The organism is Marinobacter orientalis (genome assembly GCF_004792665.1).
In the GTDB taxonomy this organism is placed as follows: domain Bacteria; phylum Pseudomonadota; class Gammaproteobacteria; order Pseudomonadales; family Oleiphilaceae; genus Marinobacter; species Marinobacter orientalis.
In genome coordinates, this window is sequence record NZ_SRZX01000004.1 from 205,915 (window position 1) to 231,083 (window position 25,169).

Consider the following 25,169-nt stretch of genomic DNA (forward strand, 5'->3'; position numbering starts at 1 on the left):
GAAGATGTCGCGCTCCGGAACCAGCGGACGGCCAGTTATCTTTTAGTTGTAGGAGACGATCGTCTCAGCGGAAATCTCGTTTTCATCGAAGACTCCCAAGTCCAGATCACCGGAAACGCTGACAAAATCACCTTCCTCGATTTGCACTAAGCCAGCATCGTCCAGTGGGTTGTAGCCCATTTGCATGGTATCAACCGAAACCTCTCTGTCGCCTGTATCGATGGTAAATTCACGACCGGAGATCGAGGTAACGGTACCGGTAACCTGGAAATCGTAGTCAGCAGGCATGCTGAGATAGGTGTAGGTTAAAGGTAATACTTCTTCTTCATCAGCCGCTGACGGAGCGGTAATCACGGTATCCAGATCCTCGATATACACACTGCCCGCTTCTATTCTCCGGTCCTGGTAAAATCCGTCGTCAACCCGACCATAAACCGTGACCCTGTCGCCTTCGCTTATGGCCCAGCCATCGCCGAGACTGTCCCAGTCATCAGTTTCGACCGTTATCGTGCCTTCCCCATAATCCAGCGTAAATTCGTTCGGGGTATGTGATGCCACTTGGCCGCTCAATGACACCCAGCTACCATCAGGCTTGTCTTCAATCTGTGCCACGACCGGTGCGGGTAACGTAATAGCCGCAGCCGCGCCGACGACACTCATTGCTTGCAGCAGGTTTCTGTTTTTGCGCATGAATTTCATATTTTTCTCCTCACGTAATATTCATAATATGAATTGAAACAGAATACGAATTTCAAATGCTGCCTTTTATCCCAACATATTCACCTCCTCTTTTGTCAAGACTGCAGAAATCGCGACAGCGTCGCTTTTACTCAGGGATGAGAGATCTTTGCCTGTAACATTCCTTTTCAATCCTCCATAATGCAGTTACGTTTAATCTTTCAAAGACGCTAACACGGAGAGTTTTCAACAAGAGATAACATGGGTTAAGGGGGGAAAGCATTCACACCGCTCGACGGACGGCGATACAGCCGTGTTCCATCAGGAAATCATATTCATAAATGGAGAGCCGGACGGTAACAGAATCAGTCTTCGCTCTGTTCGGCGCGCTCCTGCTCTTCCCGTACCGCATTCACAGCGTGGTCGGCAATAAGCCCCTCACTGGCCGCATGCTCTGCCATCGCTACATTGTCCGCCGCCAGTATCAGGTCACAGCCCGCCTCACGAGTTTCCCGGGCGAGCTTGTCGATGGCTTCGGAACGCTCCCGCGTGTTGCTGACGTCGCGGATGTATATACCCAATATACGGCCGGGATGTTCCCGCAGAATGCGGTTGTAGACCTCGGGGTCACGCTGTCCGGAATCACCGACCAGAATAAACCGCATATCAGGGTATACCTCAAGGATATGGCGAATCGCGTCCTGTTTATGATCCCTGGCCCTTCGCGGTAGCAGGCTGCCACGCTTCATTCCCCACTCCCGCAGGATCAGCACCGACCCATGGGGCAGCCGGTTGCGGCGAAACACCTCCACCAGCACCTGATAGATGCTCCAGGGCGCCCGGGAAACATAGAACATGGGATTTCGTTCATCCTCATCGCGACCGGCATGGAACGCCCGATACAGGGCCGGCACACCGGGAAAAACCACACGACTTTCGGCACCCTGGGCAAACAGGCGATACATCATCATCGCGGTATTGGCGACACCGGTGTAGACGACGGTGTCATCAATGTCGCTGATCACGCCGTAACGGGCGCTCGCCAGAGGAGTGACAAATTCGCCAGTGGTGGTGGCACGCTCATCTACGGGACTGTCCAGAGACAGTTCCATCTCATGCCAGGCAACATCAGATGGCATGGTGCCCAGTTCCATATCGACCTGAAAGTAACCATGACGGTCGGTCTGAACGATTGTGTTGGTGTCCTTGTACCGTATCCGTACGCGGGCTCCGACGACAGGCTTGCGCAGCACTCTGCGGGTCAGGTCAATGAGGTCCCGGCGCAGCCGATCCTCCCGCCAGGATGCCCCGAAGTGCGGTTGTCGGAATACCCTTCCTATCAGGCACACTCGATTGCGGGAGCCGTATCCCCGGTAACACTGGATAAACAGTCCGCCCCGACCATTATCGCCCTTTACAGGGGCCGCCAGGACATGGAGCCCCCTGCGAAGGGACCGGGCATAACGGTGCAAGCGACTCTTAAACGTCATCAAATTCTCTTTCTGCAGAAATGAAAGATCGTACCCATATTATCAGTGGTAGACCAGCCAGCAGTGAATCCGCTCAGCCTATGGTTTCAAATGGCGCCAAATCCGCGTCTGGCGCGGATCATGTTGGAATTCGCGGAATCAGGTGTCTATACTTTTTTCACGCCAATCGTTGTAACGCACTGGTGGCGGAACCAGAACCGGCAAAGGAGTGCCTATGGACAACGTTGGTCAGACCCTGAACCTTTATCCTGATGACCGCTGCCGGCACATCCCTCCACGGAACAATCGCTTCCGTGATTCCGCATCGCCTGTTTTTTCCAATCCCACTGCTAATGAGGTTTCACATGACAGACACTAACCTTCACGCCGGACCGTACGATGCGAACCGGCCCACTCTGACCGCTATTATTGCCGGTACAATCGTGGCACTGGGTCTGATGGTGTTGTTCACCCTTCTCGGTCTTGCCATCGGTGTTGCAAGTCTTGAAGCGATCGGACAGGGTCTTGGATTCGGCGCGGCACTCTATATTGTCGTAACACAGATCATTTCGCTGGCCGCCGGAGGATTTGCCGCGGCCCGGTTCATGTCTCCGGCCGATACCAGCGTCGCAGCACTGGCGGGCGCGGCAGTCTGGGCTTTGACCACGCTCACAGTGGCTTTCGGAGGGGTCAACGCTGGAACATCGGCAATTAGTTCCTCCACAACTCTTGTCGCTCAGACTGCGCAAACTGCGGCCGACACTGTCGAAGCTGTCGCCCCCGATGATATTTCGCTCCCGGACATTGCAGAGATCGCCGGGTCAATTTCGATGGCGGATCTGCCGCCTGAGCTTCAGCAAGTACTCGAGGATGCTGGCGTGACCCCCTCGCAATTACGTGCCGAAACCCGTGAAGCTTTCCGCAATGTGATTAGCGAGCAGGAGATGAAACGGGCGCGGTCGCTCCTCACTTCAACGTTATCCGATATCGTCGAGCAACCACTCTCGTTCCGTGAAGAGATAGACCGTATGCTGGACCAGCTCCTTGAAGGAGAGAATGCTGTCATTAACGAGGAGGACCTGTCCGAAGCAAAGAATACTTTGCAGAGGCGTCTGGGCATCACCGATACCGAAACGCAACAAATAGTCGATGAGGTGCAGAGTTCATTTGATTCAGCGGTAGAGACCCTTCGCCAGACTGCTTCCGACTTGCAGAATCGTTTTGCAGCCGTGGTAAATGATATCCAGAGCGCTGTCTCTTCGGCTGCGCTGTGGCTTTTCATCGCCTCTCTTCTCGGCCTCGCAGCCGCAGCCGGTGCTGGCCTATTCGGTCGTCAGGAATAGTGTGATGCTGGCCACCTGCTCCGCCGCACAGGCAGGTGGCCCACCCGCCTCAGACAGTCGCCGGAAATAGAATTTCCCCAACAACTTACGCGGTTGAAATAGCCATAATCGAAGCCATTACAGATTGTAACGGCCGGACTCTTCGGTCGCCCCTTTTTCCTTAACCTGAAAGGAGTTTTTCGTGGAAACCAGACATTACGAGGTGAGCGTCGAGAGCAATCTGATCAACGATATCAAGCATCATACCCGATGGTTCAAAGGGCTGGGCATCGTCTTTCTGGTGCTCGGTATTGCCGCGATTGCCTTTCCCTTTGTTGCCACCCTGTCCCTGGAGATCGCCATAGGCATCCTGTTTGTCATTGCGGGCGTGGCGCAGGCGGTTCAGTCCTTTTCCGTGCCGCGCTGGGGAGGCTTTTTCCTGAGCCTGGGGCTTGCCGCACTGGCACTGATTATCGGTTTGCTTATGCTGTTCTACCCTCTTGCGGGCGTCATAACCCTGACTGGCCTGGTCGCGGCATTCTTTCTGATTGCCGGCACCTTTAAAACGGCCTTTGCGCTTCAGGTGAAGCCCGCCATTGGATGGGGCCTGCTGCTTACCGGGGGGCTGTTGTCTTTGGCGCTCGGGCTGCTGATCCTGTTCCAGCTTGCCGAAGCCTATCCCTGGATTCTGGGCCTGCTATTGGGTATTGATTTTATTTTCACCGGCATCTGGATGATAGCGCTTGCCAGCAGAGCCAAACGCCTATGACCAGGTTACGGGGCAGCCGGGAATTACTATTCCACGACTGACCCTGACCGTCGAAAGCGGAGGACCTGCGCTCGTGCCGGCGCCGGTGGTTCAGAAGGACACTGCTGGGCAAACAGAGCCTGTTGCAGACTGAGAAACGAGTCGTGCATCATGGCCTGAATATCGAGTAGTGCCTTCATGGGATTGCTGGCTACCCGGCGCCTGGCCTCAATCACAAACTGAAGGCCGCGCAGCCTGCGCTGATTGCACTCTGAGCTGCGGCAAATACAGTCTTCAATCAACTCTGCGCGCAAGATCTCAAAGCCTTCCGGATCACGCTGAGCCAGTTCCCTGAGCTCATCGAACGTGGGCATATCCATAACTTTCCTCCTTTCCTGGATTCAAGTAATCAGTGCAGCACTACGCGTATCTGGAGCCCTTTCATCCGTAACCTGCTTTTAGGCAGGGGCCTTTATACTATAGTCACCATATTGAATTTCATCCTCCAAATGGTCGCATTTGGCGATAGACAGACTCTGGAATACATGCACATCACTTCGTGGCTGATCACCGCCTGGACCTGGAGTAGACACCATGCGCCTGGCGCAAGAGAAATAAAGAGGAGGGAGAGGATAAGCATTGCGAGAAGCTTTACCCGTCGCATGGGCGGCGGGCTGGGGCACTGTTTCCGGACCGCAAACACCCACTCCGGAACCAGTTACCGCCAGTTAAGGTCTAGTAGTACTTGACGATAGTTTCAGCAGAAATCTCAGTTTCATCAAAGACACTCATGTCCAGATCACCTGAGACGCTGACAAAATCGCCCTCTTCGACTTGCACAAATCCGACATCATCTAAAGGGTTGAAACCCATTTGTAGAGTATCAACCGAGACTTGCCTTTCTCCTGTATCGATCGTGAATTCCCGGCCTGAAACAGACGTAACGGTCCCTACGACCTGTATATCATAGTCAGCAGGCACACTGAGATAAGTGTAGTTCAGGGGCAACGGATCTTCTTCATCAGCCGGTGACGGAGCAGTAACCATGGTGTTCAGATCTTCGATGTATACACTACCGGCTTCTATTTTCCTGTCCTGGTAAAGTCCGTCGTCGACTCGGCCGTAAACCGTAACCTTGTCGCCTTCACTTATCGCCCAGCCATCACCGATAGTGTCCCAGTCGTCAGTTTCGACTGTAATTGTTCCTTCACCATAATCTAACGTAAAAGCCTCGGGGGTGTGTGAGGCCACTTTGCCACTCAGTGACACCCAACTCCCATCCGGCTTTTCCTCAACGTCTTGTGCTGCAACCGGTGCCGGTAAAGTGATGGCGGCGGCAGCACCTATGGCGCTTATTGCTTTCAGCAAGTTTGTGTTGTTGGTTATAAAGTCCATATTTTTCTCCCCATGCAATATTCAGGAATGAATTGAAATAAAGCATAACTTCAAAATATGCTGGTTTTACGTTACTTCTTTACGTGCCCCCATTGTCAAGCTGAAAAATCCGAAAAAATTTAGAAAACCCAATACATTAAAAAGCAATTTTCCTTCATCGCGACGCCGGCGGGAAATTGCCTGATTATCCGGGCCAGAGATCCCAAAGCTCTTTGGGATGCATCTCCTTGACCCGGTTAAGCTCGTTACTGTCCAGATGGCGGTCAAGAACACGGAGGACGGCTTTCAGAGTTCTCTCGCCATCGCCTTCATCTTTCAGCTTGCGGCTAAACGCCTCCATGTATTCAGCTCTGTCCCGCCACTTATGCGGCGTTTCCGCGGGATGCCATCCCTCGAAATAGAGCCCACGGACAATAATCGGCAGTTGCGCGGCAAAATCGGCTGCCTCGTCCACCGTTATACGATCCCTCAGTGTTTGCAGAACCGCTTTCAGGCGCAACCAGGCCTCTTCCTCACCAATGAGATCAAGCTCTTCCGAGATATCCTTCAGCCAGGTGTTGATGGTTTTGATGTTGTGATCGACGATATCAATACTGGATTGCATGAGCTCCTCCTCAACAGTAGGTAATCAAATCCTGTAAAAAAGACTCTGAGGTCAGATGTTCTGATTTCAACTACAACCGGAGATTGCGACCGAGCTATTGAAATTACCTGCGGTCGGACCAAGCATAAACAGACAGGGAATCAGAACTCAGATCTTGGGAGGAACAATATGTTGAATGTTAATCCAGACACCGTTTGCAGGCTGATAGAGCTGGCGCAGTCCTATCATGTGCGGGAACCGGTCAGTATTCCCGATGAAGGTAACAACGCGGTGGACGACTGGTCGCAGCAAATGCTGGCGGACCACAAGGACAACACCAGCTATGAGGAGTTTGAATCCATCATCAAGGATCTGGAGCCCGATCAGCAACATGAGGTGGTTGCCCTGCTCTGGCTGGGTCGTGGCGATTACGCGCTGGAAGAATGGGATAGCATTGTGCAGCAGGCAAAGGAACAATGGTCACCCGAAACTGCGCAATACCTCATAGATCACCCTCTTCTGGCCGACTACCTGCGAGAGGGGCTTGATTTGCATGGTTACAGGTGCGATGAGAGCATTACTTAATATCAAAACCGGAACAGATTAATTTCAGCCACCTGCGCCGGGCAGGTGGCATGAGGATGTTACTGCTTTCACAGTCGTTTTCCCGGTCAGGGACTTACAGCCGTCAGGGGTCGGGTATTGTTCCGTGCACCCAGGAATTCCGGCCGTGGCGTTTTCCCGGAAAATGGCTGTTCCAGGCGGTTATCGACGCTGTTGTAGACAAAGAACAGATTCGACCGCGGCCATGGCGACATATTGGCATTGGAGGCGTGCAGGGTATTGCACTCGAACAACAGCAGCGAGCCGGCCGGACCGAGAGGCTGCTCGATGCCCCCGGCGTTAGCCAGGTCGGCGACAGCCCCACGGGAGGGCACGCCGACAGTCTGGCTCCTGAGGGACTGATTCCAGTTGTTGTCCGGGGTCTCGCCAGGGCATGGAACGAACGATTGGTGAGAGCCCGGGATTAACATCAGGGGCCCGTTAAAAGCATTGTTGTCGGTCAGCATGATGGAGACACTAACCGCCCTCATGGCCGGCATACCGTCTTCGCTGTGCCAGGTCTCGAAATCCGAATGCCATTCAAAGCCATTACCACAGAAGCCGGCCTTGTCGTTGATTCGGGACTGGTGGATATACACGTCACTGCCAAGCAGCTGCTGCACCATGGCCAGCAGATGAGGATGGCGGGTCATCCGGTCGAAGGCGCTGGAGAGGTTATGCATATCGAAGACCGAGCGGATCTTTTGCTGGTTCGGGTCCATGATCACCTGGTCACTCCGGCAGATGACAGGATCCTTTTCGATCTGATCCAGTTCATCAAAGAAGGGTGCAACCGCCTGCGGCGAAAAGTAACCTTCCAGGGAAAGGAATCCGTCTCGTTGGTATTTTTCCAGTTCGTTTTCGCTCAGCGGTCCTTCGGCGCGTTGCACAGTGTCTGCGTGAATGACCGGCTCATTCCTGGGGATGCGCCCTTCTGTATAGCGCTCCCGGGTCGGATAGAGGTCCGTTGTCTGTAACATTGCTTTTTAATCCTCACTGATATTGTTACGTTAAATCGCTTGCTAACGGTAGCATGAGGATTTTCGACAAGAGATAACCTAGGTTATAGGGGCGTGGTACGGAAGCATTCACACTGCCCCTCCGGTCATGGCGATAGAGCTTATTTTAATAAGGAAATAAAATGGATAACGATGTTGACAATAGTTGTATCGTCAAGCACTTCAAATCCTATGCGACTCTCGACGAGAAAGATCAACAACTTTTACTGTCACTGGAAGAGGGACCACGGGCGTGGCCCAAAAACACCATTCTCTGGCACCAGAATGATCAATCCGACTGTTTCTATACTCTGAGCAAAGGCTGGGCCTGCTCTTTCCGTGAGCTGAAAGACGGAACGCGGCAGGTGCTGGATATCTACGTGCCCGGCGATATTGTCGGCCTGCGGGAATTTTCGTTCCAGAAGCGCATCACCAGCGTCATCATGCTCAATGATGCCGAACTTTGCGCGTTCCCGAGGCACCACCTGGACCATATTTTTTCCAGTTCACTGATGCTTTGCAACATCATGTTCATGATTACCTCAAGGGACCAGGCGATTTTGCTGGAGAGGCTTGTGAATCTCGGCCGGCGCTCGGCCCGGGAGAAGCTTGCCCACTTTCTGGTGGAAATTTCGTACCGTCTGCAACGTACCAATGCTCGTGTGGAAGACCACCTGTCCCTGCCCCTGAGTCAGAGTGTGCTGGGGGATGCACTCGGGCTCAGCGCCGTGCATGTGAGCCGCACATTCCAGGAATTCCGACGGGAAGGACTGTTAAAGACAGGCAACTCACATCTGGAGCTACTGGATATCAGGGGCCTTGAAGCAGTGGCGGGGTTCGATGCGTTCTATCTGGAACCGCCGATCAGTGATTCCCGTTCATAAAACTGACAATCGGGTTCTGCACACTATCCAACAAACTCGTAAACTGTTGGCCAGGCGGCTTATGGTGGCGTGTACACCTTTTCGGCGATACTCTGGTTATATGGTCGGTGGACGGCATCCGGCCAACGGTCCTACAGGAGCATAACCATGATGCGTTCCACCATCACTCTGGTGCTGACAATGTTGATAGCGCTGCCGGTTTCGGCAGAATCCGTAACACCGCGCGAAGGATGGCGCGTCATCCAGACAGAGCAGAGCTATTCTGCGCTGCTTGACTCTGTGCGCCGGTCGGTCACAGAAGAAGATATGGCGGTGGTAACGGATGTCGGCCCGACAGAAGCCGCAGCCCAGCGGGGCGAAACCATTCCCGGTAACAGGGTGCTTGGCGTATTCCGCAATGACTTCGCTGTGCGTGCCGTTCGCGCCAGTGTACCGGCCATGATCGAAGCGCCAATCCGCTTTTACGTCACTGAGGATGAAGATGGCACCGCCACATTGTCATGGAAAAAGCCAAGTCATGTTTTCGCTCCTTACCTTGACAGTGGTGGCGCTGAGCTCAGGGCGGTTGCTGAGGAGCTGGATCGCATCTTTGAGGTAATTGGCAGCACTGCCATCGAGAAATGATGCAATGCGCTCTGGTTTATGACTTTGATGGCACCCTCGCGAAAGGCAATTGCGCCGAACACGGGCTGATGCCGGCACTGGGCCTGGATGACAAGGAGGACTTCTGGCCCGAAGTGCACCGGAAGAACTTTGACCGGGATGGTGACGAGATACTCACCTACCTCGGCGAACTGGCCAAGCGCGCCCGCGATGTAGACAGGCAGGCTGAGTTGACCCCTGACAGGCTCCGAATTCATGGGCAGTCCATCCCCCTGTTCCCCGGTGTAGAAAACTGGTTTGATAGCATTAACCGCTTTGCCGGCGATCATGGGATTGCCTTGAGCCATTACGTTGTCTCAAGCGGACTTGAAGAAATGATTCGCGGAACAAAAGTGGCGAGACACTTCAAAAAGATCTTCGGATGCCGTTACCACTACGATGCGCAGAGCGGAGTCGCCAAGTGGCCGGCTGTTGCTATCGACTACACCACCAAGACCCAGTACCTGTTTCGCATTAACAAGGGTATTGAGAACAGCTGGGATAATGTAAAAATCAATGAATACATCGAGCCCGGGGACCGCCCCTTTCCGTTCGACCGCGTTATCTATTTTGGTGACGGTGATACGGATATTCCGGCGATGAAGATGGTCAAGGCTCAGGGCGGATGCAGTATTGCGGTGTTCGACGGTGAGAAGTGGGGCGAGAAGAGAACCCAGGAAAAGATCGAGAAGCTGATTTCCGAGGAACGGGCGAGCTATGTCGTGCAGGGTGATTACACCACCGGCAGTCAACTGGATGTAACGGTTCGTGGGATTCTCAGGCTTTACGCGCGCAAGCATAAGTAACCGGGAATCCACGGCAGGGTTGTCAGGCCTTTTCGCGCTGTTTACGCCTGGCCTTTTCGTAAAGCTCCCGCAGCGCCCTTGGCTTTTTGCCCTTCCCTGAACCGTGCGATTCGAGGATACGCGCCCAGATAGCCTGCTTCTCGTCAGCAGACAGCTTCTTCCACTCCTTTTTCTCCTGCCTGGTTCTGCCGCAGGCTTTGCAGATGTCTTTCTTGTTGAACTCACAGATGTCAATGCAGGGTTTCTTGGTAACAGGTTTCATGGAGTCTGGCTTCTCCCCCTCTTAAACAAACGTATAAGATAATGCTGGGGATGGCAGTATGCCTATACAAGTCGCAAAAGCCTCTGTTATCGAGCGAGCGCTGTTATATCTCCCTACAGTATCCGGTTCGCCAGGACCTGCAGTGCCAGCGAGACGGCAATCACGACCGCGGCCACTGCGAGACTGGCGGTCACCGCATGGCGCCGCCATAACTCTTCCGCCCGCCTGCCAAACCGCAGTATCAGCCATGCCAGCCCGTAATAGCGAATACCGCGGGCAAGCAGAGCTGCCAGCACGAACAGGTAAATCGGGTAGCCGGATACGCCGGCAGTAATCATCGCGATCTGAAAGGGAACAGGTAATATGCCGAGCGCAAGTATGGCCACAAAGCCGTACTGATCGAAGAATGCCTGGTAGGACTGGTAGCCGCTTTGCATTCCCATGGTTTCGATGAACCATATGCCCACAGACTGATACAGGACCATACCTACTCCATAGCCGACCAGAGCCGCCACCAGGCAGCCAAGAGTGGTCACCGCGGCCAACCGCCAGATGCGATCACAGTTGAGGGCCATCAGCGGGATCAGCACCAGTTCAATCGGGATGGGAACGATGATGGTTTCAAGGAAAGACACCGCCGCCAGAAACCACAGCATGTGGTTGGAACCGTTGATGCGTTGAAACCAACGCTGGGCGCGCCTGGAACGGAATACCATAGATGTGCGCTCCAGCCTACGGTTCGATGCGGCGATATACCGCTTCCAGCCAGTTATAGATGCCAAACGCAAACAGACCGGAGGAACCACCCAGGGTGAATATCAGGCCGCCTGCAAAGATTGCTAGCATGATATGGGATATGGCGCTTACGAAAAGGCCGGAGCGGATCAGAATACCCCTGGCAGTGGTGCCGTGGTGATCGGTATCCTTGAGTGCCTGGATGGAGCGCCACAGGGCAAACCCCAAAAGAGCGACTATCATAACGCCAATCATGAAATGACCCCAGGGTGCTACCAGGATCCGCAACAGGGCGCCTTGGCTACCCGTGGTCTGGCCATCCGGACCAAACACAGCCAGAGCCGCCAGCCCACCCACCAGCAGATAGACAATACCACGGGCACCGTAACCTGCACGGGCAAGGAGTATGATGCCATCGCGGCGATCCGGGGTCGTCCTGGTTGTCCCCATTACGGTTCTCTATCTACGGTTGCAGTGGCTCGGAAATCACTTTCGACAGTAACCAAATGATTATCGTAACTCTAATAACTGAAAATCACACCTTGGCCTTGCCTGGCGGCGGCATCAGGGCACACAGCTTCTATCGCAGAATGGAAGGGACACAATCTGGCCTATTCAGCGCGGCCCTTTAATAAAGTATTGTTTACGGGAGTCGACAAAGTGGCAGACTTAACCTCATCTTTAACAGACCGGTTTTATCGTCAATGGTGCGTGAAATGGTGAAACATACACATGAGTGAGAACGTTCCCCACTGGCTGCCCATTGGGACGTCTCAGGCCACCGTGAACATGATCCTGTTAGGCGCCATTCTTTCCGCCAGCATTTTTGCTGACGCTCTTGCCCATCGCACGAAAATTCCGCGAATTTCCATTCTGATGCTGGTAGGCATTGGCATCGCCTTCGTTCAACAGGTGTGGATAGGTGCTGAAAGTAGTGACGTACTAGGTGGCCTCAGCGAGCCAATGATCCAGTTAGCACTCGTGATGGTGGCTTTTGTGCTGGGTAGCGAGCTGGAGTTCCGTCGATTGCGCAATACCGGCCCGCTGATTCTGATTATTTCCCTTTTCGTCATTATCGGAGGTGGGGTTTTCGTAGGTGCCGGGCTGATGGCTCTTGGGTTTCCCCTTGTGGTTGCGGTATCTCTGGCTGCCATTTCGGTGGCAACCGATCCGGCCGCTGTTAGCGAGTCTATCCGGGACAGCAGAAGCTCCGGCCTGGTATCCAGAATTTTGCTGGCGATCGTTGCAATTGATGATGCCTGGGGCATTGTGGTTTTTGGGCTGAGCATGTCGGTTCTCGGCTGGGTGATTGGCAGTGATGCCACCCTGGCTTTGCTCCATGCCCTGTGGGAGCTGGGCGGTGCCATTCTGATAGGTGTGGCGATCGGCCTGCCAGCCGCGTGGCTCACGGGTCGGCTCAAGCCCGGAGAACCAACGCAAGTTGAAGCAATCGCAATCATCTTGCTACTCGCGGGGCTCTCGTCGTTACTGGGGGTTTCTGCCCTGTTGGCGTCCATGATTGCCGGAAGCCTGGTCGCCAATTTCGCCTACCACCATACCCGGTCATTCCGGGAAATTGAGCACATTGAATGGCCTTTTCTGGTGTTCTTCTTCATGCTCTCCGGAGCAAGCATTGATCTGTACAAGGCGGATGATGCCATACTGCTGACTCTCGCCTATATCGTCCTGCGTTTGGCGGGGCGGGTAGTGGGAGGCTATTTGGCAGTAAGATTCACCCCGGCAAAGCGCGAGGCACTGCCCAGGGATATCGGCCTTGCGCTGACCCCGCAAGCGGGTGTGGCAATCGGAATGGCATTGCTGGCCGCGGAGCGATTCCCGGATTTCCGCGACTCAATTCTTCCGGTGGTGGTTGCCTCCACTATTGTTTTTGAGTTGACCGGGCCAGTTCTTGTAAAACGTGTGCTGCGTTAACTCACATCCAGCGAAATATTTTCCTGGGTGGGCACCAGGCGGAACATTATGGTAGCTCGCCCGCCTTTCCCAGCCGCCAGCGCACAAATACCGGACCAAGCAGTTCAAATATGATGGTGGAGCCAATCACAAGAGGGAGGATTTTGCTGCCTACCTCCGGAAACCGCTCTTCCACCAACAAGGCAAGACCAAGCGCTACACCGGCCTGTGATAAGAGACACCAACCCACGTTATTCCGCACAACCGGATCGGCTCGAGCCACGGAGGCTGCCAGCGCGCCACCTCCGATAAGGCCAATAGACCGGGATAGAATGTATACCAGCCCGATCATTCCGAGTGCTGGCAGCATGTCGATATCCATCTTGAAACCTGCCAAAAGAAAAAACATCACCATAAAGGGCTCTTTGGCACCCTTGATATCACTGAAAGGCCGCTGGTAGTGCTTGGCCCGATTCGCCACGGTGGCTCCCAGCGCCATGCAGGCCAGCAGGTAGGAAACGTTCAGCCATAAAGCCAGTCCGCCACAAAGCAGAACAAAACCCGATGCCTCTAACAAAGTAGGCTCACCCTCTCGCAGGCGCCCGGTCATCCACGCCATGGGGATGCCAAGAATGATGCCCAGGGCGAGACCACCGACCACTTCCCACGCAGCAGAAGCCATCCAGCTCAAGGGAGCAGCGTCACTGCTCAGGGCCTGGGCGGCAACCAGTAAGAGGCTGAAAAGTATGACGCCCCACGCGTCGTCGATGGCAACGATACCAAGCACCGTGCGACTGAGCGGGCCGCTGGCACCCTTTTCCTCTATGACGTCGAGGGTAGCGGCCGGTGCCGAGGCTGGCGCCATGGCCGCCAACAACAGGCCCATGACAGGATCAAGACCAATAAGTTGGGTTGCCAGAAAGACAGTGGCGGCCGCCGCCACTACTTCACCTACGGAGATTATCAATACCTTGCGCCCGGAGCGCTTCAGTTCCCGCCCTAGGAAGCGCTCACCCAACAGAAAGCCGACCATTGCAAGAGCGAGATGGGTCACTTGGTCAAACCAGTCGGATACGTTGTCAGGAACAAGATCAAGTATGTCAGGCCCCGCCAGGACACCGATGATCAGAAGAACGGTAACCCGGGGAATGCCGGTTTTTTCTCCCGCGACATGGGCAAACCAACCAGTAAGCAGAAGGGCACCCAGAATGAGAATAAGCGGGATTTGCTCGGAGACATGCAGGATCTCTTTTTCCATCAGTCACCACCGCCACGAAGGAAGTCATGCAGCCGATAGTTCTCACAGGCGGAAATGAACTCCCGTGCCGGCCGGTCACTACAAAACGATATCCAGTTTTTCTTGAGTCGAGAAAATAAGCGCAAATCTTTCATTAAAATACGGTTCACCCGAATGATTGCTGAGACTACGACAAAATGTTTATCACCCGCCTGGCGCAGTCACCCCTGCGCCTCTTACTATGACAAAGTCGCTTCTCCATCTCAACAAAGCCTTGGGCGCAGTGCTTCCCTGATGTCCAAGTTTACTTAATCCCTTATGCTCACCCTTCTGGAGAACATAATCTTCTGCTTTCGAAACACGCTTTCATATCCTCAAGCACCAGATAGAGACAAGGCACCAGGAACAGAATCAGCGCTGTGGCGAATACGATACCGAAGCCCAGGGAGACCGCCATTGGAATCAGGTAGGTAGCCTGCAGGGAGGTTTCGGTAATAATCGGCGTCAGGCCACCGAAGGTGGTGAGAGTAGTCAGAACAATGGGCCGGAAGCGCCGCAGACCTGCCTCATAAATGGCCTGGGCCGGGCCCAGCCGCTCACGTTGCCGGTTGGCGTAAGACACCATGATCAGCGAGTCGTTCACTACCACGCCCGACAGGGCAACAATACCCATGATACTGACCAGCGACAGCTCCATTCCCAGAATCATATGGCCGATGATGGCGCCCACGGCGCCAAAGGGTATCGCCAGCATGACCACCAGCGGCTGCAGGTAACTGCCGAATGCCACCGCCAGCAACGCAAATATGCCACCCATGGCCAGGCCGAAACCGCCCCACAAAGCGGTTGTAGACTCTCTCAGATCCGCCTGGCTGCCCTGGAAAGTCCAGGTCAGGCCCGGGAAGTCAGCGCGCAGTTGCGGCAGTATTTCAGTCTGGATCAGTTCCAGTACCTGACTGATTGCGGATTTGGGTTGCACATCGGTGCCAACGGTAATGACCCGCCTGCCGTCGCGCCGGTCAATGGAGCGGAGGGATTCGCTGATCGTTACCTCGGCCACGTCCATCAGGGGGACTTCCTGCCCGTCTTCGGTGCGGATGACAAAGTTGTCCAGGTAATGCAGATCCTGCCGCTGGTATTCCGGCAGCCGTACCCGTATTTCGTTTTCATTGATGCCCCGTAGCTGGCGCAGGGCAATGCTGCCGTAGAAGGCATCCCGCAGTTGCCGGCCCACGTAGGCGCCGGTCAGACCGAGGGCCCTGCCCTCGTCGGTGAGACTGATGTCGAACTGGGGTTTGCCGGTGGAGTAGTTGTCATTGACGCCACGGGTCTGTCCGAGCTGCTTCAGCTCTTCAACGAAACGCTGGCTGGCGCGGGCGAGAATGTCGATATCGGTGTGGCTCAGGTCCACGCTGATATCATCACGCCAGCTACCGGGGCCCTGCTCTGCCTCGAACGTGATCTGGTCGACACCTTTGAAATCACCGAGCTCCGTACGCCAGAGGTCAATAATCTCGTTAACGGTCATATCACGCTCGTCCGCCGGGAGAAGCACAAGCTCGACATCGATAGACCGCTCGCCCCGGACGTTGGTTTTAATGCCCTCCACGTTGCGGGACAGGTTATTTTCCTCGAACAGCCGCTGGGTATCCTCGGTTATCGCCATCGCCATTTCACTGGCACGGCGGGCGGTGGTGCCAACGGGCAGCCTGAGCCCCGCCTCGATTTCATCCGCCGGCGCTTCGGGCATCATGATCATGCCCATGTGGTCGCTGACTGCATAGGCCCCGCACACCACCATGACGGTGAGCGCTGCGGAGAGGGTGATGTAACGGAAACGCAGGGCCAGATCCAGCAGCGGCCGGTAACCACGGTCCACTACTGCCTGGAATCCGCGGGAAAACACCCTCTGTATGCCGTGCATCCAATGGCCATAAACGGTGACACTGCCCCGGCCGCTATGAGCCAGATGTGCGGGCAGAATGAACAGGGCCTCGATCAGTGAAATCGCCAGTACAAGGATCACCACCACGCCCAGCGGCCACCAGAATTTACCGGTGACACCGGGAATGAACAGCAGCGGCAGAAAGGCAACTATGTTGGTCAGGATGCTGAAGGTGACCGGCCCGGCAATGTCCTTGGCACCCTGAATGGCTGCCTCCATGAACCCCATGCCCTGTTCCCGGTATTCGTAGATGTTCTCCCCCACCACTATGGCGTCATCCACCACTATCCCCAGCACCATCAGGAAGCCGAACATGGAAATCATGTTGATGCTGACGTCCATCACCGGAAGGAACAGCACACTGCCCACAAAGGAAATGGTCATACCCATCATGATCCAGAACGCCAGCCGGTACTCCAGGAACAGGCTGAGGATTACCAGTACAATCACCATCGCCATGATGCCGTTCTCGAGCAGCATGTCCATGCGGTCTTCGAAGTGTGCGGCGCGGTTACTGTCGATGCGCAGCCTGACCGCATCGGGCAGAGTCACTTCCAGCTCTGCCATCACCTGCTCAACGGACTCTGCAATATCCAGGGGCGACTGATCCCCGGTACGGAAAATTTCGATTTCCACCGACGGCAGACTATTGAAGCGGGAGTGAAATCCACCCTCTTCAAAACCATCATGAACGGTCGCGATATCACCCAGGGTAACGGAACCGCCGGAAGCCGCATTGAGAATCACAATGCTTTCAAAGGCATCCGCCCACTGTTTACGTTCCTTGAGCCTCAGCAGTATGTCGCCGTTGTCCGTTGCCATGGAGCCGGCCGGTATGTCCTCGCTGGACTGCTCGATGCGGTTGGCGACCTCCGACAGGGTCAGGTTGTATTTGCGTAACGTATCCTGGGGAATTTCCACACTGGTCAGGTAGGCCGGCACGTCGTCTATAACGGCCTGGGTGATCGCGTCTTCGGAGAGCAAACGGTTGCGCACCTGCTCACCGAGCTGGCGCAGCGTCCAGATGTCCACGTCGCCGTAAAGGGTCAGTTCCATGACATCACGGGTTGGCGTCACCAGCCGGATTTCCGGCTCCTCGGCCTGTTCCGGGAAGGTGCGAATACGGTCCACGGCCTGCTCTATGTCCTGCAGGGCCTGCATGCGGTTGCTGCCGGAAACCAGTTCGAGCCGGATGTTGCCGCTGCCTTCGCGGGCAGTGGAGCTCATTTCCTCGATGCTCTGGATACCCTGGACCGCCTCTTCGACGGGCAGGAGTATACCCTGCTCCACTTCTTCGGGCGCTGCGCCGGGATAACTGACCGTGATCTGAACAAGGTCAAGCTGGAATTCCGGGAATACCTCCTTTTGCACCTGCGTGGCCATCCAGAAACCGCCAGCCAGCAACAGGATCATCATCAGATTGGCGGCGATGGAGTTGCGAGCCATCCATTCGATGGGCCCGACCCAGCCCCGGCCTTTGGGGGAATCACTCATTGCCGTCACCCTCGAGCCTCAGCCTGGCACCACTGACCACGGAGGAGAGATCGTTGGTGATGACCCGATCACCGTTTTCCAATCCTGCCTTTATGTAGGCGTAATCATCGTCACGGAAGGCGATTTCAACGTCGCGAATGGCCAGTTTCCGCTCTTCCATGATCCACACGGTATTGTTACGGCGAACCAGATCCCGCTCGATACGTACCACGTCGTCCAATGGCCGCCCTTCTATTTCCGCTCGCACAAAACTACCGAGGATCATTGCCGGTTTGCCTTCGGCCTGATCCAGCGCCAGTGGGTCTTCAACAGTGATCAGAACCCGGGCCATGCGGGCGTTATCGTCCAGTTCGCCAACCAGTTGTGTCAGCCGGCCCTCGCGAGTCTGGCCGCCTGGCCAGACGGTGTCGTGGTGCAGTATAACGGGCGCTCCGGGTGCATCCGGGGCGACACTGAAAGCCAGCCAGTGGAGTTTGGAGAGTGGAACCGTCGCCTCTATCCAGTATTGACCGGTTCCCGCCAACCGGCCAAGAGACTGGCCGGTGCTGATCTGCGAGCCCAAGGTCACCTCCCGGCTGAGCACCTGGGCAGGAAACGGTGCGCGGATCCGCGTGCGGGCAAGATCAAGCTCGGCCTGCTTCACCGCAGCCTCAGCGGCGGCCACTCGGGCTTTGGCCTGTTTCAGCTGCGGCTCGCGGAGTATCAGGGCGTCATTAACCGCCTCGATGTCTTCGCCCAGCAACTCAAACTCCTGCCGGGCAACCGCTTGCTGTCCCTGTTCGAGCTCAAGATCTGCCTTTGCCTGCTGCAGCTCACTGCGTCTCTGTTGCAGCGTGGCTTCAAAATCCGCCGGATCGATCCGGAGCAGTTCTGCTCCCTCTTCGACGCGCCTGCCTGGCGTAAAAGCGTCGGCCTGGTGGACTACTTCACCGCTTACCCGGGAGCCCAGCGTGATTTGCCTGGACGGAACCACCTGCCCCATCACTTCCACAGTAGGCGTGAAGCGCCCGCGGCTGACACTCTGGACATCCACCAGCATGGCCGTCTCGCGGGCGGTATCTTTGCGGGTGGCAGTGGGTTCTGTCTTGAAGATCAGCCAGATCAGGGCAATCCCGACCAGAACAATCATCAGCGACACCAACACGGTTTTCAGTGGACCGGCTTTGCCTCTCTCGGGACGGACTGCATTCTCATCAATGGGGTGGCTCATGTCTCGTCGTTCTCCGGTGTTTTCACGGAATCGATACTCCCGGCCAGGGCCCGGTACAGTGCCACACGGGTGGTCAGCAACTGTTGGCGGGTGCTAAGGATCGTACGCTGAAGGTCTTGTTTTTCCTGCAGCGCGGTCAACACATCGATGTAACTGACCGCACCGTTCAGATACTGGTTACGCAGTTGTCGATAGGTTGTATCAGCCAGCCGGCTCTGATCATTGAGGCTCTGCAGGCGCCGGCGCTGTTGCTGTTCCCGGACCAGCGCATCTTCAACTTCCCGGATGGCAACAAGAACGGCCTGCCCGTATTCCTGAACGAGTTCTTCGAGCACGGCCTCGGAGCGGCGAACCTCGGCACGACGCTCACCCCCGTCCACCAGTGGAACCACCAGATTGCCGGCCAGTGTCGCCAGCCAGTTGTCGAACAGATTTCCGGCATCGTTCGCCTGTGAGCTGATGGACGCCTCGATGGAAAATCTCGGGAACCGGTTGCTGATGGCGGCAGCCAGGTCCCGGTCAGCCGCCTGCACCACTCTCCAGGCCTGCTGCAGATCCGGCCGGCGCTGAACCAGTTCTGCAGGCACACCGGTTTCCGGCAGCGGCGGTAGCGCCGGCAGGGTATCGTCTTCTGGAAGGTCGCCCTGCCCCGGAGACCGCCCCAGCAGAACCGCCAGCTGATGCTGCAGCACACCGGTTTCGCCTTCAATGTTGCTCAGGCGTTCCCGGGAAGCACTGACCAGCTGGCGCTGGCGAAGCACATCCGCACTGTTGTTCTGCCCCATCGCAAACCGCGACTCAATCACCGTCAGCACGTTTTCATTGGTTTCCAGCTGGCTCTCTGCCAGGGCGAGCTGAGCCCGTTGCTCCACCAGCTGAAACCAGGTATTGGCAATTTCCCCGCTCAGGGAAATTGCCGCAGCCTGGAAATCTGCCAGGGTTGCAGAGGCGCGCAGTGATTCCGCCTCGCTAAGGGATTGCACGCGTCCCCAGAGGTCTACCTCATAACTGGCACTCAGGCCGGCACTGAAGATGTCGGTATCCGTGGTGTCGGTTTGCTGCCGCTCCGCTGTGGCGGTGGCGTCCAGTGAAGGAAACAGGGCGGCACCCTGCCTGTCTGCCACGGCCCTCGCCTGGCGCAATCTCTGATAGCTGGCGCGGAGGCTCAGGTTATCCTCCAGGGCCTGCGCAACGAGTCTGTCCAGCTGCCTGTCATCAAACGACTTCCACCAGGTGTCAGGCACATCACGTTGGCCAGCGCGGGTGAATTCACCCGGCAGTTCCACCGGAGCCCGGGGAGCTTCCTGACGCGTAGCGCAGGCAGTGAGAAAAAGTACGGCGACCAGCGGGAAAAGCCGCAGATAGGATTTGATTATTGCGTCAGTCATGGAGAGCCGGATTCAGTCATGTGGCCAGAGTTGCGTCAGGGCTCAAGATACCATTTTGTTGGCTGGGGAGTTTTACCAAATCTCTGTATCCCACCAGGATTTACACTATTTTGACATGTTGAAAGCCCTCCCGGTTCGCTCTTCATGGCGGGCAAGGCGTCGAAATTAGCGGCACAGCCCGGAGAAGCGTTCTGATTAACCAGGAACAAGGACCGCCCCATGAAAACCATTGGCCTTCTCGGTGGCATGAGCTGGGAATCCACGCAAACCTATTACCGGCTGATCAACGAAGGCGTGAAAGCCCGTCTGGGCGGGCTGCATTCTGCAAAGATGTTGATCTGCAGCGTAGACTTTGCCGAGATTGAAGCGCTTCAGCACCAGGGCGATTGGGCAGCGACCGCGCGGATTCTGTCTGATGCGGCTGTTTCCCTGCAGAGAGCCGGCGCGGATTTCCTGGTGATAGGCACCAACACCATGCACAAAGTGGCCCCGGAGATAGAACGGAGCCTTCGTATTCCGCTGCTACACATTGCTGATGCAACAGCAAAGGTGCTGGTCGGGGATGGTATTGATCGCGTGGGGCTGCTTGGTACGCGATTTACCATGGAGCAGGATTTTTATCGTATCCGCCTGGAAGAGGCAGGCATTGAAGTGCTGACGCCGGATCAGGCCCAGCGAAATCTGGTTCACAGAGTCATCTATGAGGAGTTGTGCCAGGGCGAAATCAATCCGGAATCCGCTCGGGCCTATGTGAACTACTCGGGCCTAAAGGCTCCGAGCTTCGGCAGCCGATATGGTGTCAGGCTGCTTTCTTTTTTGACGAACCACCCGTCGCGCTTGCGGCTTGAGCCGCAGGCGTCTTACGTGGGTTAGCGTTCGCCCCTGGTCGCAGCACGTTTTTCTTGCTGCCGGCCAACTCCGTTCCAGAGTGTAAAATTAAACAAATTGCCCGCTGACGGATCACCAACGCGGCGTTTCGATCCGCATTGTCCGCATGGCCGCAGTATAAGCACCGAAAGGTCGCCTGAGTTCGGCGATTCTCCGGGTGAGTGTGGCCGCAGGCGGCACACTCGCGGCTGGTGTTCACAGGATTCACCTTGAACACCGGTTTGTTCTGGCGATAAGCCTTGTAGTCAATGTAGGTTTCCAGTCGGTTCAACCCCACACCCAGCAAGGCTTTGTTGAGGCCGGATTTAGCACGGGCGCCATTGGCCAGCCAGCACCCCGGCGCTATCCCGGGTACTGGCGCAGCGCGTTTGGTCATGTTGGCCAGCTTCAGATCTTCCAGCACAATCACCTTGGCTGAATCCACCACCGCTCGACTGGTTTTATGCAAAAAGTCATCGCGCGCACTGGCCGTTTTCTGGTGAATCCTGGCGACGCGTGCCAACGTCTGTTTGCGCCGGTTTGACCCTTTCTTCTGTCGGGCCAGTTTCCGCTGACATCGTTTCAGGTATTTTTCCCGACCGCGCTGTTTGCGTAATGCCGTGGTATCCACCGTATAAGTGGCGTCATGGGTCTGAACCGGTCGCGCCACGCCCCGATCCAGCGGCGTGATCAGGCTTTCCAGTTGATCGACTGAACAGCGGCGAAGCCAGCGCAAATGTTCGACGTTGGTCAGATGATTGTCGTCCAACTTGCCGTCATCGTAGGAAAACGACACCGACCACCGGCCATGCTCCACGCGAATCCAGATCGAGTTCGGCAATCGATCCGCCCGGGGTTTGCGGTGCCATTTGACCTTGAGCTCCCCGAGGTCATTTTTCTTGGTGCCAATTCGCAGTACCCAGCGCCCGTCTTCCTTCACGAGCTGGAACAGCTCACGAGTCAGCCAGATGTAATTGCCGCGGATGCGATTTTTCGGCTGCGGGCGCCCGCAGCGGCCCTTGAAAAAGTCCTGATAGGTCTGCGCCCAGATGGTTGCACTGTTGCGCAGAATTTGGGAGGGGCATTTCTTGAGCCACGGCGTCAGTTCCGTCTTGTACTGGCTATACGCTTTATCCGGCTTCGGATACGTACCCACCGGCAGAAATTTTCGGGCGAAGGCCCGAAGGTACCGATCTTCATCACACTTGGCATTCCAGATCATTCGGGCACACCCGATCCACTGGGCCAGAGTACGGGCCTGGTGATCAGTGGGCGTAGCCTTATAGCGAATGCCGGTGAGCATAAACGGTTTCCTTTAACGACTGACCTGACTATAGTAAGGACAACGAAGGAGATCAAGTCTATGGGCAGTGAATACGACTGGAGAACCGGCAGAACCTGTCGGTACAAACTTCACTATCATTTAGTCTTTACCCCGAAATACCGCCGTTCGGTCTTTACCGACGCCATGCTGACACGACTGGAAGCCGTGCTCCGGGAAACCTGCGAACAGATGGATGGGGAATTATTTGAGTTCAACGGCGAGGGTGACCACGTTCACCTGTTGGCCAGTTGCCCGCCGAAAACGGCGCTGTCGAATTTTATCGGGAAACTGAAGGGCAAAAGCGCGTACGTGCTACGCAATGAATTCTGGCCCGAGATTCAGAATAAGTTGTGGGGCAACCAGTTCTGGTCACCGTCATACTGCGTGGTCAGTTGTGGCGGTGCGCCGCTGGAGTTGGTCGCGCAATACATTCAGGACCAGCAACGCCCGATCGATGCGCAGGCGGCCGAGCAATCGGCCCGCCGCCGAAAAACCAACGGATCATAGCGGCCTTCCCTAGCCGCGCCGGCTCGACTCGGCGCTAAAGCACCCGAGGTTGCGCCGGGACTGCTCAATGTTGTTACCTCCCTTGCGGAGCAAGGCGCGCAGGCCGTTATCCTGGGGTGTACCGAAATTGGCCTTCTGATCCGGCAGGCTGATACTGGTACTCCGCTTTACGATACAACCGGGATTCACGCAGCACAGGCAGTTGAACAGGCGCTGTCAGACTGGTGAGCCACCACCCGATCAGACCACTCAGGTGCCGGATTCTTTTACACCTCTGGTTTTTGCGGAAATCTATGTCCTTGATTCCAGGCGCCCGAGAATCCCTGGCCTGAAAAATGCACTTGTTATACTGAATCCATAATAAGGAAGAGTCGCTATGAAGTACCTAATCACCGGACTGACAATCTCAATGCTTTCAACCGCTGCAATGGCGGGCGCTACTGCGCCTCCAACTGTATCGGTTCCCGAACCCGGAATGCTGGGTTTGTTTGCAGCTAGTGTGGCAGCACTCTTTATTGCCAAAAAATTCCGTAAATAATACCGTTCCATGGAAAAGAGCAGGGATCAGGAAGCATGGACGCTGCAGTTCCAGAACCACCTGAATAGAGTGCTATGGCTACCTACCAGATACTTTATCTGATCGGCATTCCGCTGATTATTGCAGCCGAGTACCGTTTCGCCAGGAATAAGCTGTTCCAGGATCGCTACGACCGCTGGTTTAGCAATCTGAGCCTGGGCTTTATTAACGAAGCCGTTCTTTTGGCTTCCCCGGTAATGATTCCCCTGTTGCTGCTACCAGAATCACACTCTTCCACCCTGCACCCGTTACTGGCCGCTTTGGTCGCTTTTCTGGTTCTGGATCTGGCCGGGTACTGGCTCCATCGCGCATACCACCATTTCCGTGCGACCTGGCGCCTGCATCGCGTGCACCACTGTGAGCTCGAGCTGGATTTTTCAACCACGTTTCGCCACCACCCGGGTGAAGTCATCATCAGTTTGCTGGTTATTTATCTTGTGATGGCAACTCTGGCACTGACACCAGCCCAGGTTATCCCGTATATGGTTGCGGTCAGGGCAGCTCAGCTTCTGGCGCACTCGAATATCCGCCTGAATGCCCGCGCCGAGGCTTTGATTAACCTTCTCTTTGTCACGCCGGGCACTCATCAGTTTCATCACTCCAGACATCAACCCCAGACCGATTCCAACTTCGGAGAGGTGTTGACGGTCTGGGACCGGATGTTTGGTACCTATACCTGCCCCGGGAGTTGCCCGGCGCCCGCATCCTTTGGCCTCGAGGAATTTTCAGAGGTCCGGGACCAGCGCCTGGGCTCGTTACTGTTGCTGCCACTGCGATAACCCGTCGAAGAATGCGATGTGCAGGCGCTCCCCGGGGACAGTGGATTGCGACACCGACGAGGCGAACATGACGTCGTTATAGACAGTTTTACAGCTCTAGCTTTTTGTTACTTTAAAGGGTGAGACTGAACCACAACCAATCGCAGTAAAGCGCGTGGCTGGCTTTTCCAGCCCCATCAATGGCACAAGGAGGATTTCGCCATGCATACTCCCTTAAAGGTTTCGCTGATAAGCGTTCTGTTTACTGCCGGCATTTTGCTGCAGGGATGTTCCGATGGCACTGAGGAAGAAGAACCCGTGGCGCAGAACGAGGCGGACATGGAGGAAAGAGAAGGCGCAACTGAAACCACTTCCAGCGACCGCACGAGCGCGCCGGTAGATGCCGAAGTTACCATCGTGAGCCCGGAGGATGGGACCACCGTAACCAGTCCGGTGGCTGTGGAATTCGCGCTGGAAGGCATGGAAGTTGCCGAAGCGGGTACCGACCGCGAGGGCACCGGACACCATCACCTGCTGGTTGATGTGGATACGCTGCCGCCCATGGACGCGCCGCTGCCCTCCACCGAGCAAATAATTCACTTTGGCGGGGGCCAGACCAGTACCGAAGTGGAACTTGAACCCGGTGAACATACCCTGCAACTGCTGCTGGGTGACCACATGCATGTGCCGCACGAGCCTCCGATCATGTCGGAAAAGATCACTATCACTGTAGAATGATGGCGGTAAGGCCATGCACGCCCGACCAGCCAGACACACAAGATGGCGTTTGCGGCGCAAGCGCTCCCACGGCAGCTTTACAGAGAAA

At 55.7% G+C, this 25,169-nt stretch carries 26 protein-coding genes and 1 pseudogene; 13 read left to right on the forward strand and 14 right to left on the reverse strand.

The window, feature by feature from the left end; translation table 11 throughout:
• Positions 1 to 42: 42 nt before the first annotated feature.
• Together DIT72_RS12980 and DIT72_RS12985 are read right to left on the reverse strand one after the other, a co-directional pair.
• The gene (locus tag DIT72_RS12980) at positions 43 to 699 is read right to left on the reverse strand and encodes a NirD/YgiW/YdeI family stress tolerance protein (RefSeq protein ID WP_135955671.1); all 657 of its coding nucleotides are present in this window, start codon (positions 697 to 699) and stop codon (positions 43 to 45) included.
• Between the two features lie 344 nt (positions 700 to 1,043).
• Positions 1,044 to 2,168: an App1 family protein gene (locus DIT72_RS12985; RefSeq protein ID WP_135955672.1), complete on the reverse strand. Its 1,125-nt coding sequence runs from the start codon at positions 2,166 to 2,168 to the stop codon at positions 1,044 to 1,046.
• Between the two features lie 344 nt (positions 2,169 to 2,512).
• Between DIT72_RS12985 and DIT72_RS12990 the strand changes: the two genes are divergently transcribed.
• Positions 2,513 to 3,490, forward strand: a complete 978-nt coding sequence (locus tag DIT72_RS12990; protein ID WP_135955673.1) for a hypothetical protein — start codon at positions 2,513 to 2,515, stop codon at positions 3,488 to 3,490.
• 181 nt (positions 3,491 to 3,671) lie between these two features.
• On the forward strand, positions 3,672 to 4,238 hold the full coding sequence (locus DIT72_RS12995) for an HdeD family acid-resistance protein (RefSeq protein WP_135955674.1): 567 nt from the start codon (positions 3,672 to 3,674) through the stop codon (positions 4,236 to 4,238).
• Positions 4,239 to 4,264: 26 nt separating this feature from the next.
• Here DIT72_RS12995 and DIT72_RS13000 read toward each other — a convergent pair whose 3' ends face one another.
• From DIT72_RS13000 to DIT72_RS13010, 3 genes are all read right to left on the reverse strand, one after another.
• A complete protein-coding gene (locus DIT72_RS13000) occupies positions 4,265 to 4,597 on the reverse strand; it encodes a DUF3135 domain-containing protein (protein WP_135955675.1) in 333 nt (110 codons plus the stop codon).
• A gap of 355 nt (positions 4,598 to 4,952) precedes the next feature.
• Entirely contained in the window at positions 4,953 to 5,612 is a 660-nt protein-coding gene (locus DIT72_RS13005; protein WP_135955676.1) for a NirD/YgiW/YdeI family stress tolerance protein, read from the reverse strand.
• A 184-nt stretch (positions 5,613 to 5,796) separates the two neighbouring features.
• A complete protein-coding gene (locus DIT72_RS13010; RefSeq protein WP_135955677.1) occupies positions 5,797 to 6,216 on the reverse strand; it encodes a DUF2267 domain-containing protein in 420 nt (139 codons plus the stop codon).
• A gap of 168 nt (positions 6,217 to 6,384) precedes the next feature.
• Here DIT72_RS13010 and DIT72_RS13015 point away from each other — a divergent pair, with 168 nt between their 5' ends.
• Complete coding sequence (locus tag DIT72_RS13015; RefSeq protein ID WP_135955678.1) at positions 6,385 to 6,780, forward strand: DUF3775 domain-containing protein; 396 nt, start codon at positions 6,385 to 6,387, stop codon at positions 6,778 to 6,780.
• 86 nt (positions 6,781 to 6,866) lie between these two features.
• On the opposite strand, the gene thpD is transcribed toward DIT72_RS13015, so the two are convergent.
• Complete coding sequence (thpD, locus tag DIT72_RS13020; RefSeq protein ID WP_135955679.1) at positions 6,867 to 7,778, reverse strand: ectoine hydroxylase; 912 nt, start codon at positions 7,776 to 7,778, stop codon at positions 6,867 to 6,869.
• A gap of 161 nt (positions 7,779 to 7,939) precedes the next feature.
• Between thpD and DIT72_RS13025 the strand changes: the two genes are divergently transcribed.
• From DIT72_RS13025 to DIT72_RS13035, 3 genes are all read left to right on the forward strand, one after another.
• The gene (locus tag DIT72_RS13025) at positions 7,940 to 8,680 is read left to right on the forward strand and encodes a Crp/Fnr family transcriptional regulator (protein WP_135955680.1); all 741 of its coding nucleotides are present in this window, start codon (positions 7,940 to 7,942) and stop codon (positions 8,678 to 8,680) included.
• Between the two features lie 147 nt (positions 8,681 to 8,827).
• Positions 8,828 to 9,304 carry a DUF302 domain-containing protein gene (locus DIT72_RS13030; protein WP_135955681.1) on the forward strand — a complete coding sequence of 159 codons (477 nt, stop codon included), beginning with the start codon at positions 8,828 to 8,830 and terminating at the stop codon, positions 9,302 to 9,304.
• Positions 9,301 to 10,128, forward strand: a complete 828-nt coding sequence (locus DIT72_RS13035) for an HAD family hydrolase (RefSeq protein WP_228260812.1) — start codon at positions 9,301 to 9,303, stop codon at positions 10,126 to 10,128. The genes DIT72_RS13030 and DIT72_RS13035 overlap by 4 nt, the downstream gene beginning before the upstream one ends.
• A gap of 22 nt (positions 10,129 to 10,150) precedes the next feature.
• Here the strand turns inward: DIT72_RS13035 and DIT72_RS13040 are convergent, their stop codons facing one another.
• The 3 genes from DIT72_RS13040 to DIT72_RS13050 all read right to left on the reverse strand — a co-directional run bounded on the left by DIT72_RS13040 (position 10,151) and on the right by DIT72_RS13050 (position 11,575).
• Positions 10,151 to 10,390 (reverse strand): DUF1289 domain-containing protein, encoded by a 240-nt coding sequence (locus DIT72_RS13040; protein ID WP_135955682.1) that lies wholly within the window; start codon positions 10,388 to 10,390, stop codon positions 10,151 to 10,153.
• Between the two features lie 113 nt (positions 10,391 to 10,503).
• Positions 10,504 to 11,106 carry a YqaA family protein gene (locus DIT72_RS13045; RefSeq protein ID WP_135955683.1) on the reverse strand — a complete coding sequence of 201 codons (603 nt, stop codon included), beginning with the start codon at positions 11,104 to 11,106 and terminating at the stop codon, positions 10,504 to 10,506.
• A gap of 16 nt (positions 11,107 to 11,122) precedes the next feature.
• On the reverse strand, positions 11,123 to 11,575 hold the full coding sequence (locus DIT72_RS13050) for a DUF1206 domain-containing protein (protein ID WP_135955684.1): 453 nt from the start codon (positions 11,573 to 11,575) through the stop codon (positions 11,123 to 11,125).
• Positions 11,576 to 11,857: 282 nt separating this feature from the next.
• On the opposite strand from DIT72_RS13050, the gene DIT72_RS13055 reads away from it, so the two are divergent.
• Complete coding sequence (locus tag DIT72_RS13055; RefSeq protein ID WP_206081104.1) at positions 11,858 to 13,057, forward strand: cation:proton antiporter; 1,200 nt, start codon at positions 11,858 to 11,860, stop codon at positions 13,055 to 13,057.
• A 46-nt stretch (positions 13,058 to 13,103) separates the two neighbouring features.
• Here the strand turns inward: DIT72_RS13055 and DIT72_RS13060 are convergent, their stop codons facing one another.
• The 4 genes from DIT72_RS13060 to DIT72_RS13075 all read right to left on the reverse strand — a co-directional run bounded on the left by DIT72_RS13060 (position 13,104) and on the right by DIT72_RS13075 (position 20,310).
• Entirely contained in the window at positions 13,104 to 14,294 is a 1,191-nt protein-coding gene (locus DIT72_RS13060; RefSeq protein WP_135955685.1) for a cation:proton antiporter, read from the reverse strand.
• Between the two features lie 301 nt (positions 14,295 to 14,595).
• Positions 14,596 to 17,712 carry an efflux RND transporter permease subunit gene (locus DIT72_RS13065; protein ID WP_169450032.1) on the reverse strand — a complete coding sequence of 1,039 codons (3,117 nt, stop codon included), beginning with the start codon at positions 17,710 to 17,712 and terminating at the stop codon, positions 14,596 to 14,598.
• Positions 17,705 to 18,922, reverse strand: coding sequence for an efflux RND transporter periplasmic adaptor subunit (locus DIT72_RS13070; RefSeq protein WP_135955687.1), 1,218 nt, complete (start codon positions 18,920 to 18,922; stop codon positions 17,705 to 17,707). Before DIT72_RS13070 ends, DIT72_RS13065 begins: the two co-directional genes overlap by 8 nt.
• Positions 18,919 to 20,310, reverse strand: a complete 1,392-nt coding sequence (locus DIT72_RS13075; protein ID WP_135955688.1) for an efflux transporter outer membrane subunit — start codon at positions 20,308 to 20,310, stop codon at positions 18,919 to 18,921. The genes DIT72_RS13070 and DIT72_RS13075 overlap by 4 nt, the downstream gene beginning before the upstream one ends.
• A gap of 219 nt (positions 20,311 to 20,529) precedes the next feature.
• Here DIT72_RS13075 and DIT72_RS13080 point away from each other — a divergent pair, with 219 nt between their 5' ends.
• Positions 20,530 to 21,183, forward strand: a complete 654-nt coding sequence (locus tag DIT72_RS13080; protein WP_135955689.1) for an aspartate/glutamate racemase family protein — start codon at positions 20,530 to 20,532, stop codon at positions 21,181 to 21,183.
• Here the strand turns inward: DIT72_RS13080 and DIT72_RS13085 are convergent.
• A complete protein-coding gene (locus DIT72_RS13085) occupies positions 21,110 to 22,480 on the reverse strand; it encodes an RNA-guided endonuclease InsQ/TnpB family protein (protein ID WP_135955690.1) in 1,371 nt (456 codons plus the stop codon). The genes DIT72_RS13080 and DIT72_RS13085 overlap by 74 nt on opposite strands.
• Positions 22,481 to 22,540: 60 nt before the next feature.
• On the opposite strand from DIT72_RS13085, the gene tnpA reads away from it, so the two are divergent.
• The 5 genes and pseudogenes from tnpA to DIT72_RS13110 all read left to right on the forward strand — a co-directional run bounded on the left by tnpA (position 22,541) and on the right by DIT72_RS13110 (position 25,081).
• Positions 22,541 to 23,008, forward strand: a complete 468-nt coding sequence (gene tnpA / locus DIT72_RS13090) for an IS200/IS605 family transposase (RefSeq protein ID WP_135955691.1) — start codon at positions 22,541 to 22,543, stop codon at positions 23,006 to 23,008.
• A 30-nt stretch (positions 23,009 to 23,038) separates the two neighbouring features.
• Positions 23,039 to 23,236: pseudogene (locus tag DIT72_RS13095) on the forward strand (aspartate/glutamate racemase family protein); the annotation flags it as partial.
• 148 nt (positions 23,237 to 23,384) lie between these two features.
• Entirely contained in the window at positions 23,385 to 23,546 is a 162-nt protein-coding gene (locus DIT72_RS13100; RefSeq protein WP_135955692.1) for a PEP-CTERM sorting domain-containing protein, read from the forward strand.
• A 74-nt stretch (positions 23,547 to 23,620) separates the two neighbouring features.
• On the forward strand, positions 23,621 to 24,364 hold the full coding sequence (locus DIT72_RS13105; RefSeq protein ID WP_135955693.1) for a sterol desaturase family protein: 744 nt from the start codon (positions 23,621 to 23,623) through the stop codon (positions 24,362 to 24,364).
• 318 nt (positions 24,365 to 24,682) lie between these two features.
• Entirely contained in the window at positions 24,683 to 25,081 is a 399-nt protein-coding gene (locus tag DIT72_RS13110) for a DUF4399 domain-containing protein (protein WP_206081108.1), read from the forward strand.
• The last annotated feature ends 88 nt before the right edge of the window (positions 25,082 to 25,169 follow it).

Coding starts and splice junctions, on each gene's coding strand:
- DIT72_RS12980 (WP_135955671.1), bottom strand. CDS start 699: ATGAAATTCATGCGCAAAAACAGAAACCTGCTGCAAGCAATGAGTGTC.
- DIT72_RS12985 (WP_135955672.1), bottom strand. CDS start 2,168: ATGACGTTTAAGAGTCGCTTGCACCGTTATGCCCGGTCCCTTCGCAGG.
- DIT72_RS12990 (WP_135955673.1), top strand. CDS start 2,513: ATGACAGACACTAACCTTCACGCCGGACCGTACGATGCGAACCGGCCC.
- DIT72_RS13000 (WP_135955675.1), bottom strand. CDS start 4,597: ATGGATATGCCCACGTTCGATGAGCTCAGGGAACTGGCTCAGCGTGAT.
- DIT72_RS13005 (WP_135955676.1), bottom strand. CDS start 5,612: ATGGACTTTATAACCAACAACACAAACTTGCTGAAAGCAATAAGCGCC.
- DIT72_RS13010 (WP_135955677.1), bottom strand. CDS start 6,216: ATGCAATCCAGTATTGATATCGTCGATCACAACATCAAAACCATCAAC.
- DIT72_RS13015 (WP_135955678.1), top strand. CDS start 6,385: ATGTTGAATGTTAATCCAGACACCGTTTGCAGGCTGATAGAGCTGGCG.
- thpD (WP_135955679.1), bottom strand. CDS start 7,778: ATGTTACAGACAACGGACCTCTATCCGACCCGGGAGCGCTATACAGAA.
- DIT72_RS13025 (WP_135955680.1), top strand. CDS start 7,940: ATGGATAACGATGTTGACAATAGTTGTATCGTCAAGCACTTCAAATCC.
- DIT72_RS13030 (WP_135955681.1), top strand. CDS start 8,828: ATGATGCGTTCCACCATCACTCTGGTGCTGACAATGTTGATAGCGCTG.
- DIT72_RS13035 (WP_228260812.1), top strand. CDS start 9,301: ATGATGCAATGCGCTCTGGTTTATGACTTTGATGGCACCCTCGCGAAA.
- DIT72_RS13040 (WP_135955682.1), bottom strand. CDS start 10,390: ATGAAACCTGTTACCAAGAAACCCTGCATTGACATCTGTGAGTTCAAC.
- DIT72_RS13045 (WP_135955683.1), bottom strand. CDS start 11,106: ATGGTATTCCGTTCCAGGCGCGCCCAGCGTTGGTTTCAACGCATCAAC.
- DIT72_RS13050 (WP_135955684.1), bottom strand. CDS start 11,575: ATGGGGACAACCAGGACGACCCCGGATCGCCGCGATGGCATCATACTC.
- DIT72_RS13055 (WP_206081104.1), top strand. CDS start 11,858: ATGAGTGAGAACGTTCCCCACTGGCTGCCCATTGGGACGTCTCAGGCC.
- DIT72_RS13060 (WP_135955685.1), bottom strand. CDS start 14,294: ATGGAAAAAGAGATCCTGCATGTCTCCGAGCAAATCCCGCTTATTCTC.
- DIT72_RS13065 (WP_169450032.1), bottom strand. CDS start 17,712: ATGAGTGATTCCCCCAAAGGCCGGGGCTGGGTCGGGCCCATCGAATGG.
- DIT72_RS13070 (WP_135955687.1), bottom strand. CDS start 18,922: ATGAGCCACCCCATTGATGAGAATGCAGTCCGTCCCGAGAGAGGCAAA.
- DIT72_RS13075 (WP_135955688.1), bottom strand. CDS start 20,310: ATGACTGACGCAATAATCAAATCCTATCTGCGGCTTTTCCCGCTGGTC.
- DIT72_RS13080 (WP_135955689.1), top strand. CDS start 20,530: ATGAAAACCATTGGCCTTCTCGGTGGCATGAGCTGGGAATCCACGCAA.
- DIT72_RS13085 (WP_135955690.1), bottom strand. CDS start 22,480: ATGCTCACCGGCATTCGCTATAAGGCTACGCCCACTGATCACCAGGCC.
- tnpA (WP_135955691.1), top strand. CDS start 22,541: ATGGGCAGTGAATACGACTGGAGAACCGGCAGAACCTGTCGGTACAAA.
- DIT72_RS13100 (WP_135955692.1), top strand. CDS start 23,385: ATGAAGTACCTAATCACCGGACTGACAATCTCAATGCTTTCAACCGCT.
- DIT72_RS13105 (WP_135955693.1), top strand. CDS start 23,621: ATGGCTACCTACCAGATACTTTATCTGATCGGCATTCCGCTGATTATT.
- DIT72_RS13110 (WP_206081108.1), top strand. CDS start 24,683: ATGGAGGAAAGAGAAGGCGCAACTGAAACCACTTCCAGCGACCGCACG.